Source organism: Acidovorax sp. LjRoot194 (genome assembly GCF_964253015.1).
In the GTDB taxonomy this organism is placed as follows: domain Bacteria; phylum Pseudomonadota; class Gammaproteobacteria; order Burkholderiales; family Burkholderiaceae_C; genus Acidovorax.
The window spans coordinates 5,569,316-5,582,783 of sequence record NZ_CAXUQB020000001.1 but is presented as its reverse complement, the minus strand read 5'-3'; the positions used below and the strand labels follow the sequence as shown (position 1 = coordinate 5,582,783).

Below are 13,468 nucleotides of genomic sequence, written 5' to 3'. Positions count from 1 at the left end.
AGTGGGTTCGAAGCAATATCTGCGCCCAACGCCATCCATGCCAGAAAGGGCGCGGCGTTGCGATGGGCGGGCGCTTCGGGGCGTGTGCCTGCCGTTCTTGTCGCGCCACACGCCCATGGCAGCATCGCTGCTGCCATTTTTGTCACTGGCTGAAAATGGCTGGGTGTTATGACGCGGCGCTGGCGCGGCGCGAGCGCGACGCCCAGAACTTGCCGGCGCCCACGACGAGCGCTGCGCCCAGCGCCGCCGCCACGTAGTGGAGTGACGGGTGTGCCACCGCGTAGCCATGCAGGGCGGCATCGTTGGCAATGGTTTCGCCGCCCACCCAGCCGATCAGTGCAGCACCCAGCAGCACGATGATGGGAAAGCGCTCCATCAGCTTGATCATCAGCGTGCTGCCGAAGATCACCAGCGGGATGCTGATGGCCAGGCCCAGCACCAGGAGCACCACGTTGCCATGGGCAGCTGCCGCCACGGCGATCACGTTGTCGAGGCTCATCACCAGATCGGCAATCAGGATGGTGCGCACCGCGGCCATCAGGCTGCCATAGGTCTTGGACTCGCCTTCGTCTTCGTCGCCGTCACTGAGCAGCTGAAAGCCGATCCACAGCAGCAGGCAGCCGCCGATGATCTGCAGGAATGACAGCTCCAGCAGCTTGGCCGCCACGACGGTCAGCAAGATTCGCAGCACCACGGCGGCGCCGGAGCCCCAGAAGACGGCTTTTCTCTGCTGATTCGGGGGAAGCGAGCGGGCCGCCAGGGCGATGACCACGGCGTTGTCGCCAGAAAGAATGATGTTGATTCAGACGATCTTCATCAGGCCGATCCAGAAATCGGCACTTTGCATAAACTCCATACTGAACTCCACTGTTATGAATGCAAGAAGCGCCGGGAACCAGGGTTCCGAGCGCTTCTCTTTTTATTGGAGCGGCCAGTTTATCTGGCCTGGCGGTCACGGGCGTCCGTAATTGTGCTTACGAATGCCCGTGCCGCGGTATGGCAGGCAGCTTACTTGAGCTGGGCCTTGAGCAGCTTGCCCAGTTCCGACGGATTGCGGGTGATGATGAAGCCCGACTCTTCCATGATGGCGAGCTTGGCATCGGCCGTGTCGGCACCACCGGAGATCAGCGCGCCGGCGTGGCCCATGCGCTTGCCGGGAGGGGCGGTCACGCCAGCGATGAAGCCCACGATAGGCTTCTTCATGTTGGCCTTGCACCACTGGGCGGCTTCGGCTTCGTCAGGTCCGCCGATTTCGCCGATCATGATGACGGCATCGGTGTCCGGGTCGTCGTTGAAAGCCTTCATCACGTCGATGTGCTTGAGGCCGTTGATGGGGTCGCCACCAATGCCCACGGCGCTCGACTGGCCCAGGCCCACTTCCGTCAGCATGGCGACGGCTTCGTACGTCAGCGTGCCGGAGCGGCTCACCACGCCGATGCGGCCCTTGCGGTGGATGTGGCCGGGCATGATGCCGATCTTGATTTCGTCGGGCGTGATCAGGCCGGGGCAGTTGGGGCCCAGCAGTAGCGTGCGCTTGCCGCCAGCGGCTTCCTTGGCCTTCATCTTGTTGCGCACTTCCAGCATGTCGCGCACCGGGATGCCTTCGGTGATGCAGATCGCCAGGTCCAGGTCGGCCTCGACGGCTTCCCAGATGGCGGCAGCAGCGCCTGCTGGGGGCACGTAGATCACCGACACGGTGGCGCCGGTCTGCGATGCGGCTTCCTTGACGGAGGCGTAGATCGGGATGTTGAAGATCGACTCGCCGGCCTTCTTGGGGTTCACGCCTGCCACGAAGGCGTTCTTGCCGTTCGCGTATTCCTGGCACTTTTCAGTGTGGAACTGGCCGGTCTTGCCCGTGATGCCCTGGGTGATGACCTTGGTGTCTTTGTTGATGTAGATCGACATGTGTGTTCTCCGGGCTTACTTGACGGCAGCAACGATCTTGGTCGCAGCTTCGGCCATGGTGTCTGCGGCGATGATGGGCAGGCCGGACTCGGCCAGCATCTTCTTGCCCAGCTCTTCGTTCGTGCCCTTCATGCGCACGACCAGCGGCACGTTCAGGTTCACGGCCTTGCAGGCAGTGATCACGCCGGTGGCGATGGTGTCGCACTTCATGATGCCGCCGAAGATGTTGACCAGAATGCCTTCGACCTTGGGGTTCTTGAGCATGATCTTGAAGGCTTCGGTGACCTTCTCGGGGGTGGCACCGCCGCCCACGTCCAGGAAGTTGGCCGGCTCGCCGCCGAACAGCTTGATGGTGTCCATGGTGGCCATGGCCAGGCCGGCGCCGTTCACCAGGCAGCCGATGTTGCCGTCCAGGCTGATGTAGGCTAGGTCGAACTTGGAGGCTTCCACTTCGGCTGGATCTTCTTCGTCCAGATCGCGGAAGGCCACGATTTCAGGGTGGCGGAACAGCGCGTTAGCGTCGAAGTTGAACTTCGCGTCCAGGGCCATCAGATTGCCCTTGGAGTCGCAGTTCAGCGGGTTGATTTCCACCAGCGACGCGTCGGTTTCCATGTAGCACTTGTAGATCTTGGCGAAGATGTCTACGGCCTGGTCGACGGAAGCACCGGTCAGGCCGATGGCGGCTGCGACCTTCTTGCTTTGCTCGGTGGTGATGCCCACGATGGGGTCGATCATCTCGGTGATGATCTTCTCGGGGGTGGAGTGGGCCACTTCCTCGATGTCCATGCCGCCTTCGCTCGACGCGATCAGGGCGACCTTCTGCGTGCCGCGGTCGGTGACCAGGGACACATACAGTTCGTTCTTGATGTCGGCGCCGTCTTCGATGTACAGGCGGCGGACCTTCTGGCCTTCGGGGCCGGTCTGGTGCGTCTTGAGCTGCATGCCCAGGATTTCGCCCGAGATGCGCTTGACGTCGTCAATGGTCTTGGCAACCTTCACGCCGCCGCCCTTGCCACGGCCACCGGCGTGGATCTGGGCCTTGACCACCCACACGGGGCCGCCGAGCTTCTGGGCTGCTTCAACGGCTTCTTGCACCGTGAATGCGGGAATGCCACGCGGAACGGGCACACCAAAATTGCGCAAGATTTCCTTGCCTTGGTATTCGTGAATCTTCATGAGGTCTCTCTCAGGGAAGGGTGATAGTTACCCGTTTACCATGAACAGTTGTCTGGCCGCGGGCTTGGGACATGGCAACCGGCGACTGTATCATGTTGCGACGCACCATCCCTGTGCAGACCTGACGGCCCCCATGGCTTCGCCACGGGCAACCACCCTTGTTTTCTTCGGCGGCCCAGCGGCTGCTTTCTTGCAGGAGTCACCTCATGTCCAGAGTCTTTATCGATGGCGAAGCCGGCACCACGGGCCTGCAGATCCGTGAGCGCCTGCAGGCTATGCCGCAGGTCGAGCTGGTCAGCATTGCCCCCGAGCTGCGCAAGGACCCCTCTGCCAAGCGCGACCTGATCGCCGGTGTGGACCTGGTGGTGCTGTGCCTGCACGACGATGCCGCCCGCGAGACGGTGGCCATGGTCGACGGCATCACGCAGAGCACTGGCCGCGCGATCAAGATCGTCGACGCCAGCACCGCGCACCGCACGGCGCCAGGCTGGGTGTTCGGCTTTCCGGAGCTGGCTGCGGGGCAGCCCGAAGCGGTGGCACAAGCCGACCGCGTGTCCAACCCCGGCTGCTACGCGACCGGCGCCATCGCGCTGCTGCGCCCGCTGGTGGATGCGGGCCTGGTGCCCAAGGACTTCCCCCTGGCCCTGCCGTCGGTCAGCGGATATTCGGGCGGCGGCCGCACCATGATCGAGGCGTACGAGGCGGGCACCGCGCCGCTGTTCGAGACCTACGCGCTCACGCTGCAGCACAAGCACCTGCCCGAAATCTTGCGCTACACCGGCCTCACGCGCCGGCCCATCTTCGTGCCGTCGGTGGGCAACTTCCGCCAGGGCATGCTGGTGCAGTTGCCACTGCACCTCGACCTGCTGCCGGGTGCGCCCAAGGCCGCGGATCTGCACGACGCACTGGCCGCTCACTACGCCAAAAGCAACACGCCCGAGCAATGGGTCAGCGTGCTGCCCGCCACTGCCGACGGCAAGCTGGACGCGACCGCACTGAACGACACCAACAAGCTGGAACTGCGCGTTTTCGCCAACGAAGAGTACCGCCACGCCGTGCTGATCGCCCGCCTGGACAACCTGGGCAAGGGCGCCAGCGGTGCTGCGGTGCAAAACCTCAAGTTGATGCTGGGGCTCTGAGCCGGTTCAGGCCATTTGGGCGATCCCGGGGCGCGCGGGGATTCAGGGAATTCCGCAGAGGCCCGCAGTCGCAAGATCCTGGCCGCAGAAGGCGCAGGGCACGTTGCGGTGCTGGTCTGCAACACCGCTCCTGCACGCCAGGTGCGCGCTTTCTAAGACTCTTCAGATTCGGGCGCTTCACCCCGCACGACGCGCCAGGTGATCTCGCTGGAGAACCCGCGCGTCACCAAAAAGCGCACCTGTTTTGCGCGCTGCTGCGGGTCTTCGGCCACGGCCCCGAACTTGCGCTGCCACACGGCATGCGCGCGGGCCCATTCGGTGTCCTTCAGCCGGGTCAGCGCTTGCTGCACCGCGTCGGGGTCGATTCCCTTGGCCTGCAGTTCCTGACGGATGCGGTTGCCGCCCAGGCGGCTGGCGCGCTGGTGGAGCACCGATTCCAGCACCCGGGTTTCGCTGATGAAATCGCGGGCTTCAAGGTCGTCCAGCAGGGCGGTCAGGTCCTCACCCTCCTGCACATGGGGTGCCAGCTTGCGCTGCAGTTCAGCGCGGGAGTGCTCGCGCTGGCTCAGCAGCCGCAGTGCCCGGCCCTTGAGCGACAAAGTGGCAAAGCCCATGGCGGATGGTCGTTGGTATCAAATTCATAGCAGCTACCGCTTGTCAATCAAGCGGTAGCGGGCTATTTCTATCGATAAGTGGCGATAAGTGGCGCTCTGGCGGAACTCGCTCACTCTCACTCTTCGGCGGCGGTGGCAGCCGAGGCTCTGGGCACCGAGGCGGCCAGCAATGCCACGCCCAGGTCTTCGCGCACCTTGTTCTCGATCTCGCGGGCGAGGTCGGGGTTTTCGCGCAGGAACTCACGGGCGTTGTCGCGGCCCTGGCCGATCTTCTCGCCCTTGTAGGCATACCAGGCGCCCGACTTCTCCACGATCTTGGCCGTCACGCCCATGTCGATGATCTCGCCTTCGCGGCTGATGCCCTCGCCGAAGAGGATGTCGAACTCGGCCGTCTTGAAGGGCGGGCTCACCTTGTTCTTGACCACCTTGACCTTGGTTTCGTTGCCGATGGCTTCGTCACCCTTCTTGATGGTACCGGTGCGGCGGATATCCAGGCGCACCGAGGCGTAGAACTTGAGCGCATTGCCGCCGGTGGTGGTTTCGGGGCTGCCGAACATCACGCCGATCTTCATGCGGATCTGGTTGATGAAGATGACCATGCAATTGGTCTTCTTGATCGTGGCCGTGAGCTTGCGCAGCGCCTGGCTCATCAGGCGGGCCTGCAGGCCGGGCAGCGAGTCGCCCATTTCGCCTTCGATTTCGGCCTTGGGAGTGAGGGCTGCGACCGAGTCGATGACGATCAGGTCCACGGCGCCCGAGCGCACCAGGCTGTCCACGATCTCCAGGGCCTGCTCGCCGGTATCAGGCTGGCTGATGAGCAGGTCGGGCACGTGCACACCCAGCTTCTGGGCGTACTGGATGTCCAGCGCGTGCTCGGCGTCGACGAAGGCGCAGGTGCCGCCCTGCTTTTGCATCTCGGAGATGACCTGCAGCGTGAGCGTGGTCTTGCCCGACGATTCCGGGCCGTAGATCTCGACCACCCGGCCGCGGGGCAGGCCGCCCACGCCCAGGGCCACGTCCAGGCCCAGCGAGCCGGTGGACACCACCTGGATGTCTTCGATCACCTCGCCTTCGCCCAGGCGCATGATCGTGCCCTTGCCAAACTGCTTCTCGATCTGGGCGAGCGCGGCGGCCAGCGCCTTGGCTTTTTCGGTGTTTGCGGGGTTGGTGCCTTTGACTGCGACGTCCATGAGAAACTCCTAGGAAAAACAACAGGTTGGATGCTTTCATCCTTTCTGCGGTTAACCACAGGCTGGATGCTTGAACAGTAGTTTATGCGACCTGTTTGGTCATTTCCTAACGGTATTTAGTCAGTTTGCCTGACAATATCCCATGGCCGAAAGTACCCCGCCCAGCACCCCGCAGCACACCTCCTCGCCCCGTGTGGACGACGGCTGGCGCCAGACCCACCTGGGCCGTCTGCTGGGCCATGCGATGCGCCGCTTCGATGCACGGGTGCTGCAACTCATGGCGCGCAATGTGGAGGTGCCGCTGGCGCTGTCCAACCTGGCGGCACGCGACCAGGTGACGGCCGCGCATGTGCACATCACCCGCCATCTGGCGCTCTCGGGCGACCGGCTGACCGACCTGGCCCAGCGTGCCGGCATGACCAAGCAGGCCATGGCCAACCTGGTGGACCAGTGCGAGGCCTGGGGCCTGGTCACCCGCCAGGCCGACCCGCTGGACGCCCGTGCCCGGCGCGTGTGCTTTACCGCTACCGGGCTGGCCTGGGTGCAGGCCTTTCGCGACGCGGTGGCGCAGGCGGAGGCGGAGTTCCGCGCCGAGGTGGGCAACGACGTGGCCACGGTGGTGGCCATCGGCCTGGAAGCCTATGCGAGTGGTGATGCGGAGTGGTTGGGCGCAGGCCGTCGCGAGTAGATCAACCGGCGGAAGAGGCCAGCACGACTAGCGAGGCCAGCAAAGGCCAGCAAAGGCCTGCAACAGGGACAGGACCCATGTTTCAGCGCCGCGAGCAAGCCGCGTCCCATGGGGCGCAGCCATCTGGTGTCAGCTCCCAGCGTCGCTACGAAGCCTTGCTGCCCGCGACCTGCGCCTCGGCCCGCGCAGCCACCCCCAGTTGCATGGCATCCAGCTGCAGCGCCCGCAGTGTGCGTGCTGCCACGCCCAGCGGCATGTCGGCCACCAGCGCCACCACATGCGCGCCGCGCAGCGGGCCGGACTGCGATTTGCGCGACCGGGCCAGGGCCTGCATCAGCTCCTGGCCTGAGGGCTGGGCCTGGTAGAGGCTGGGTCTGTCTGCGCTGGTGGCGGTGGCGCCGGGCAACGGTGCGTCCAGCCCCAGGCCTTGCAGTGCGTCGCGGTACTGCTGCTCGATGGCGCCCGGCACGGCTGCGGGGTCTGCGCCCACGCGCTCGAAAGCGCGGCGCGCCGAGCCGTCCGGCAGGTCGAGCGCCGCCAGCAGGAAGTGCTCGGCGCCGGGCGCGCTCTGACCCTGGGTGCGGGCATGGTTCTCGGCGCCGGTGCACAGCTGCTGCAGCGTGCGCATGCTCTGAAAATGGTCACGAATGCGTGGAAACATAGGGGTCACGGCTCCTTGATTCAGGGAGATGGGGGACGGCCGACCAAACCCGCCAGGCGCTTGTGCGCGGCCTGCTTGCTCACGCCCAGCGCCTGCGCAATCTGGGCCCACGACCAGCCTTGCTCCAGGGCTGATGCCACCGCGGCGGTTTCAAGCCGGTCGGCCATCAGGCGCAAGGCCACCACGGCGGCCAGGGCGGCTTCAGGTTCGTCGGGGGGCGGAAGTGCGGGTGGCGTGGGCATTCGTCAACTGTAGTTGACAGCTGTTAGTTCGTCAACAAGTGTTGACGGCAGCCCGTATGACCAACACGGTCACGAGCCTGGCAACGGGGCCGCGGCCGAGCCTTGCGCCCCTGGAGCGCCGGGTACTGCGCCAGGTATCGCACCCGGGGGTTCGGCGCACACCAGCAGCCACTGCAGAAAGCACTGCAGTGCATGCAACTGCGTGCGGCCTTCGGGGTAGCAAAACCAGTAGCCCATGTCGCTCAGGTAGCCGCCGCGCAGGGGCGCCTCGGCCAGCGGCTCGCGCACCAGCCCGGCGGTGATCTCGTCCTGCACCAGGCAGCGCGGCACCAGCGCCAGCCCCATGCCCGCCATCACCGCGCGGATCATGGTCTGGAACTGGTCGAACTGCGGCCCGGCCAGCGGGTCGATGAGGCCCGCCACCTGGTGTGTCTCGCTCCAGCGCAGCCAGGCATCGGGCACCGTCACGTGGCGCAGCAGCGTGTGCTGCGCCACGTCGCGGGGGCTGTTGAGCGGCCAGTCGGCCACGCGGGTGCGCGGGGCGATCAGCGCGACGTCGTTGCCGGTCAGGTAGTGCGCATGGGCGCCGGGCCAGTGGCCTTCGCCGAACAGGATGGAGCAGTCGAGCTCGGGCCGCTCGAAGTCGTAGCTGTGCACATAGGGCACAAAGTGCAGCGTGACCTGCGGGTGCTGCTGCTGGAACTGCGGCAGGCGCGGAATGAGCCACTTGGCCCCGAACGTGGGCAGGCTGGACAGGTGCAGCGCGCCGCCGCCGTCATCGCTGGTGATCAGCTCCAGCGTGGCGGCCTCCAGCTGCGCCAGCACCGCGCGCACGGCTTTTTCGTAGCGCTCGCCCGCGGGGGTCAGCGACAGGCGCTTACGGTTGCGCTCGAACAGCGCCACGCCCACCCAGCCCTCCAGCTCCTTGATCTGCTTGCTCACCGCGCTCTGCGTGAGGTGCAGCGCCTCGGCGGCGCGCGAGACCCCGCCGAACCGCGTGACGGTGGAAAACGCCCGCAGCAGGTGCAGGGGCGGTGAAAGGCGGCGCAGGGAGGACATCGTAAGTTCTCACATCATTCCATTCAGGAATGTTATCAGGCATATCCATTGCTTGGTAGGACTCACCAGTTCATTTAACCTTCAGATTCTTCATAGGAGAAACCCACATGCAACGCCGTCACCTGCTGTCCGCTCTGGCTGCCGTATCTTTCGTTCCTGGAATGTCTATGGCGCAAGAGGGCAAGCCCCTGCGCATCGTCGTGCCCTTCCCGCCCGGGGGCGCCACCGACATCACGGCCCGCAGCCTGCAGGAGTCGCTGGCCCGCATCCTCAAGCAGCCCGTGGTGCTGGACAACCGCGGCGGCGCGGGCGGCTCCATCGGCATGTCCGAAGTGGCGCGCGCCCCGGCCGACGGCCTCACCATCGGCGTGGCGACCCTGTCCACGCACGGCGTGAACCCGGCGGTCTTCAGCAAGCTGCCCTACAACCCGACCAAGGATTTCGTGGGTGTGACCGAGATCGTGAAGGCCCCGGGCGTGATCGTGATCAACCCCACGGTGCTGCCCGTCAAGGACTTCGCCGACTTGGTCAAGTACCTCAAGGCCAACCCCGGCAAGATCTCGTACGCCACCCCCGGCAACGGCACCATCGGCCACATGTGGGGCGAGCTGTTCAAGAGCAGCACCGGCACTGCCATGGTGCACATCCCCTACCGTGGTGCAGGCCCGGCCGTCAACGACGTGCTGGCCGGCCAGGTGGCGGTGTACTTCGACCAGGTGGCCTCGTCGCTGCCGCACATCAAGTCCGGCAAGCTCAAGGCGCTGGCCGTGTCGTGGCCCGAGCGCCTGGACGTGCTGCCCGACGTGCCCACCTACGCCGAGCTGGGCTTCAAGCAGGCCAACGAACCCTCGTGGTTCGGCCTGGTGGCCCCTGCCGGCACGCCGCCCGCCGCGGTCGAGCGCATCCAGCAGGCCGTCGCCCAGGCTTTGAAGGAGCCCGCGGTGCGCGAGCGCCTGGCCGGCCAGGGGCTGTACCCCTCGGGCACAACGTCCAAGGACTTCACTGCGCAGATCGGCCGCGAGATCGACAAGATGAAGCGCGTGGCCGCATACGCCAAGATCGCGCTGGACTGACTCGCCGTGAACTGACACCCCGGGAGGCCTTGCTCCGCAGGTGCAAGGCCCCACATGGGCAGGGTGCCGTCCCTGCCCGGCCGTTAGCCGGATGCCATGGCGCCTGAGGGATAACCATGGCCCTATTCCGGTCTGGGAGGCTAGGCCAGCCGCCCCCATTTGCGCACACTCTGCCTATGCATGCAGCCTTGAAACTCATTCACCACCGATTCCAGCAGGCCCAGCCCGGCCTGACCGGTTCGCCCGGGCACACATCGCCCGCTCCTGCCACAGCTGCCGCTGCCGCCATGGTGACCGCCGTGCCCGGCAGCACGCCGCTGGTGCTCGACTCGCCGCACAGCGGCACCCAGTACCCGGCCGACTTCGGCTCGGCGTGCGACCTGCCCACACTGCGCCGCGCCGAGGACACGCACGTCGAGAAGATCTACGCCTTTGCCCCGGCCCTGGGCGTGGCCTGGATCGAAGCGCACTTTCCGCGCATCTACCTCGATGCCAACCGCGACACCACCGAGCTCGATACCTCGCTGCTCGACGGCGACTGGACCGACCCCATCTCCACCGACCCGCAGGTGCTCAGCAAGGTGCGCCTGGGCAAGGGCCTGGTGTGGAAGTTCACCGACGAGGGCGAGCCCATCTACAACCGCCTGCTCACCGTCGATGAAGTGCGTGCGCGCATCGACCGCTGCTGGCGCCCCTACCACGCTGCCGTGGCGCAGGCCATCCAGGCCGCCCATGCGCGCCACGGCTACAGCATCCACCTCAACTGCCATTCGATGCCCGCCGTGGCCGGCCGCTTCGCGACCGAGTTCCCGGGCCTGGAGCATGCCGACTTCGTGGTCGGCGACCGCGACGGCACCACCGCCAGCCCAGAGCTGTCCGCACTGATCTGCGACCACCTGCGCTCGTGCGGCTACAGCGTGGAATACAACCACCCCTACAAGGGCGTGGAGCTGGTGCGCCGCTACGGCAACCCCGCGCAGAACCGCCACAGCATCCAAGTCGAAATCAACCGCAAGCTCTACATGGACGAGCGCACGCTCGCCCAGCACCCCGAAGGCATGGCGCGGCTGCAGGCCGATCTGCAGACCCTGGTGCACAAGCTGCTGGCGCACGACCCGCGCTGACGGCGGCACCCACCCCGCAGGCCAAGCAGCCCCTGCAGGCGGCGCAGGCACCGCACGGCCTGCACCTGCCCAGCGGGTTGGCGATGGCCGGGTCGGCAGCGGGGCCCCGGTTTGCGCCAGCGGCCTGCCGCTGCGCCCACGCCGCCTAGAATCGGCAGCAGGCGCGGCGCCAGACCGCAGCCATCCACCAGGAGACACCCGCATGCGCATCCTCATTGCCGAAGACGACCAGGTGCTCGCCGACGGGCTGCTGCGCACGCTGCGGGGATCGGGCGCCGTGGTGGACCACGTGGCCAGCGGCACCGAGGCCGACGCCGCCCTGCTCACCAACAACGAATTCGACCTGCTCATCCTCGACCTGGGCCTGCCCAAGCTGCACGGCCTGGAGGTGCTCAAGAAGCTGCGCAGCCGGGGCTCGGCGCTGCCGGTGCTCATCCTCACCGCGGCCGACAGCGTGGAAGAGCGCGTGAAGGGACTGGACTTCGGCGCCGACGACTACATGGCCAAGCCGTTTTCGCTGCAGGAGCTCGAAGCCCGCGTGCGGGCCCTCACGCGCCGCGGCATGGGCGGCACCAGCAGCGCCATCAAGCACGGCCCCCTGGTGTACGACCAGGCCGGCCGCGTGGCCACCATCGACGGCAAGATGATCGAGCTCTCCGCCCGCGAGCTGGGCCTGCTGGAAGTGCTGCTGCAGCGCGCCGGCCGGCTGGTGAGCAAGGAGCAGCTGGTGGAGCGCCTGTGCGAATGGGGCGAAGAGGTCAGCAACAACGCGATCGAGGTCTACATCCACCGCCTGCGCAAAAAGATCGAAGGGGGGCCCATCCGCATTGCCACGGTGCGCGGCCTGGGCTACTGCCTTGAGAAAATCCCGGGATAGGAAACCCCCCTGAGTCGCTGCGCGCCTTCCCCCGCAGGGGGACGCACCCGGTGGCCTGGCGGAGCCAGTTCCACGGGTGCACTGGCCTGGAGCACGCCAGTTTTGACGGCAGCGGTGCTAGTGTGACGTCTGAGTTATTTGCAATAAAAATGATAGCTGCTGGCGCTTGATGGACAAGCGGTAGCGGCCCAAAAGGCTTGAAACCTTGAAAATCTTCCAGCGAGAGCAGCGCTCCCTCTTCGGCGAGATCCTCGACTGGATGCTCACGCCGCTGCTGCTGCTGTGGCCCGTCAGCCTGGCGCTGACCTGGCTCGTGGCCCAGGGCCTGGCCAACAAGCCGTTCGACCGGGCGCTCGAATACAACGCCCATGCGCTGGCCCAACTGGTGTCGGTGTCCGGCGGCAAGGTGCAGTTCAACCTGCCGCAGCCCGCCAGCGAGATTTTGCGGGCCGACGACTCCGACATCGTCTACTACCAGGTCATCGCTCCGGGCGGCGAGTTCCTGTCGGGCGAGCGCGAGCTGCCCGAGCCGGCGGGCGACGAAGTCCCCCAATCCGGCGAGGTGCGCCTGCGCGATGCCGAGATGCGCGGCATCGAGATCCGCGTGGCCTACATCTGGGTGCGCCTGCCGCTCGAAGGCACGCCCCTGGCCCTGGTGCAGGTGGCCGAGACGCGGGAAAAGCGCAGCGTGCTTGCCACCGAAATCATCAAGGGTGTGATGCTGCCGCAGTTCGTCATCCTGCCGCTGGCGGTGCTGCTGGTGTGGCTGGCGCTGGCGCGCGGCATCCAGCCGCTCAACCAGCTGGAGCAGCGCATCCGCGCACGCAACCCCGACGACCTGTCGCCGCTGGACGACCGCACCGTGCCGCTCGAAGTCGCGCCGCTGGTCTCGTCGGTGAACGACCTGCTGCAGCGCCTGAACGACTCGCTGGCCACGCAAAAGCGCTTTCTGGCCGACGCGGCGCACCAGCTCAAGACCCCCCTTGCAGGCCTGCGCATGCAGGCCGACTTGGCCCAGCGCGAGGGCACCAGCACCGAAGAGCTCAAGCGCTCGCTGCAGCAGATCGGGCGCTCCAGCATCCGCGCCACGCACACCGTCAACCAACTGCTGGCCCTGGCGCGTGCCGAGGGCAGCGGCGTGGGGATTGCGCGCCAGCCCTGCGACCTGGCGCGGCTCGTGATCGAGGTGGTGCGCGACTCGGTGCCCCGCGCGCTCGACAAGCGCATCGACCTGGGCTACGACGGCGCCGAGCCCGGCTCGCCCGGCGTGCTGCTGGATGGCAATCCCACGCTGCTGAAAGAGCTGGTGCGCAACCTGCTCGACAACGCCATCAACTACACGCCGTCCACGCCCGCCAAGCCCGGCGTGGTCACCGCCCGCGTGCTGGCCGACACCTTCGGCCACGTGCTGCTGCTGCAGGTCGAAGACTCCGGCCCCGGCGTTCCCGAGGCCGAGCGCGAACTGGTGTTCCAGCCGTTCTACCGCGCCCTGGGCAGCGAGGCCGACGGCTCGGGCCTGGGCCTGCCCATCGTGCTGGAGATCGCGCGCAAGCACGGCGCCGAGGTCACGCTGGAAGACGCGCGCCCCGGCCACCACCCGCCCGGCGCGTGCTTCAGCGTGCGGTTTGCGGCGCGGGATGTGGTGGCGGGGGGCTGACGGCGTGCCTGGCGCCTGTCGACTGTTGACTGAACTGTGCGTCACTGCAGCGCGCAGCGATTG

Annotated in this window: 14 protein-coding genes; 6 read left to right on the top strand and 8 right to left on the bottom strand. The window is 66.5% G+C overall.

Translation table 11 applies throughout. The features are described 5' to 3' along the window. Positions 1-166: 166 nt before the first annotated feature. From ACSQ3N_RS25355 to sucC, 3 genes are all read right to left on the bottom strand, one after another. Positions 167-802 (bottom strand): TerC family protein, encoded by a 636-nt coding sequence (locus ACSQ3N_RS25355; protein WP_436148009.1) that lies wholly within the window; start codon positions 800-802, stop codon positions 167-169. 206 nt (positions 803-1,008) lie between these two features. Beyond that, positions 1,009-1,905: a succinate--CoA ligase subunit alpha gene (gene sucD, locus ACSQ3N_RS25350; RefSeq protein WP_010464520.1), complete on the bottom strand. Its 897-nt coding sequence runs from the start codon at positions 1,903-1,905 to the stop codon at positions 1,009-1,011. Between the two features lie 15 nt (positions 1,906-1,920). Next, a complete protein-coding gene (gene sucC, locus ACSQ3N_RS25345; protein WP_056171190.1) occupies positions 1,921-3,081 on the bottom strand; it encodes an ADP-forming succinate--CoA ligase subunit beta in 1,161 nt (386 codons plus the stop codon). A 206-nt stretch (positions 3,082-3,287) separates the two neighbouring features. Here sucC and argC point away from each other — a divergent pair, with 206 nt between their 5' ends. Next, the gene (gene argC, locus ACSQ3N_RS25340; RefSeq protein WP_436147793.1) at positions 3,288-4,220 is read left to right on the top strand and encodes an N-acetyl-gamma-glutamyl-phosphate reductase; all 933 of its coding nucleotides are present in this window, start codon (positions 3,288-3,290) and stop codon (positions 4,218-4,220) included. A 152-nt stretch (positions 4,221-4,372) separates the two neighbouring features. Here the strand turns inward: argC and recX are convergent, their stop codons facing one another. Next, complete coding sequence (gene recX, locus ACSQ3N_RS25335; RefSeq protein WP_436147792.1) at positions 4,373-4,834, bottom strand: recombination regulator RecX; 462 nt, start codon at positions 4,832-4,834, stop codon at positions 4,373-4,375. Positions 4,835-4,950: 116 nt separating this feature from the next. Then, positions 4,951-6,024 (bottom strand): recombinase RecA, encoded by a 1,074-nt coding sequence (recA, locus tag ACSQ3N_RS25330; protein WP_056171183.1) that lies wholly within the window; start codon positions 6,022-6,024, stop codon positions 4,951-4,953. A gap of 142 nt (positions 6,025-6,166) precedes the next feature. Here recA and ACSQ3N_RS25325 point away from each other — a divergent pair, with 142 nt between their 5' ends. Next, a complete protein-coding gene (locus ACSQ3N_RS25325; protein WP_056171179.1) occupies positions 6,167-6,712 on the top strand; it encodes a MarR family winged helix-turn-helix transcriptional regulator in 546 nt (181 codons plus the stop codon). Positions 6,713-6,857: 145 nt separating this feature from the next. Here the strand turns inward: ACSQ3N_RS25325 and ACSQ3N_RS25320 are convergent, their stop codons facing one another. The 3 genes from ACSQ3N_RS25320 to ACSQ3N_RS25310 all read right to left on the bottom strand — a co-directional run bounded on the left by ACSQ3N_RS25320 (position 6,858) and on the right by ACSQ3N_RS25310 (position 8,674). After that, positions 6,858-7,373, bottom strand: a complete 516-nt coding sequence (locus tag ACSQ3N_RS25320; RefSeq protein WP_436147791.1) for a Clp protease N-terminal domain-containing protein — start codon at positions 7,371-7,373, stop codon at positions 6,858-6,860. Positions 7,374-7,393: 20 nt separating this feature from the next. Further along, on the bottom strand, positions 7,394-7,615 hold the full coding sequence (locus ACSQ3N_RS25315; protein WP_436147790.1) for a helix-turn-helix domain-containing protein: 222 nt from the start codon (positions 7,613-7,615) through the stop codon (positions 7,394-7,396). Between the two features lie 69 nt (positions 7,616-7,684). After that, positions 7,685-8,674 (bottom strand): LysR substrate-binding domain-containing protein, encoded by a 990-nt coding sequence (locus ACSQ3N_RS25310; RefSeq protein ID WP_436147789.1) that lies wholly within the window; start codon positions 8,672-8,674, stop codon positions 7,685-7,687. 107 nt (positions 8,675-8,781) lie between these two features. Here ACSQ3N_RS25310 and ACSQ3N_RS25305 point away from each other — a divergent pair, with 107 nt between their 5' ends. The 4 genes from ACSQ3N_RS25305 to ACSQ3N_RS25290 all read left to right on the top strand — a co-directional run bounded on the left by ACSQ3N_RS25305 (position 8,782) and on the right by ACSQ3N_RS25290 (position 13,405). Further along, positions 8,782-9,747: a tripartite tricarboxylate transporter substrate binding protein BugE gene (locus ACSQ3N_RS25305; RefSeq protein WP_436127944.1), complete on the top strand. Its 966-nt coding sequence runs from the start codon at positions 8,782-8,784 to the stop codon at positions 9,745-9,747. Between the two features lie 176 nt (positions 9,748-9,923). Next, positions 9,924-10,871, top strand: coding sequence for an N-formylglutamate amidohydrolase (locus tag ACSQ3N_RS25300; protein ID WP_436147788.1), 948 nt, complete (start codon positions 9,924-9,926; stop codon positions 10,869-10,871). A 202-nt stretch (positions 10,872-11,073) separates the two neighbouring features. Further along, on the top strand, positions 11,074-11,748 hold the full coding sequence (locus tag ACSQ3N_RS25295) for a response regulator (RefSeq protein ID WP_056171164.1): 675 nt from the start codon (positions 11,074-11,076) through the stop codon (positions 11,746-11,748). Between the two features lie 205 nt (positions 11,749-11,953). Continuing rightward, positions 11,954-13,405, top strand: coding sequence for a sensor histidine kinase N-terminal domain-containing protein (locus tag ACSQ3N_RS25290; protein ID WP_436147787.1), 1,452 nt, complete (start codon positions 11,954-11,956; stop codon positions 13,403-13,405). Positions 13,406-13,468: the final 63 nt, after the last annotated feature.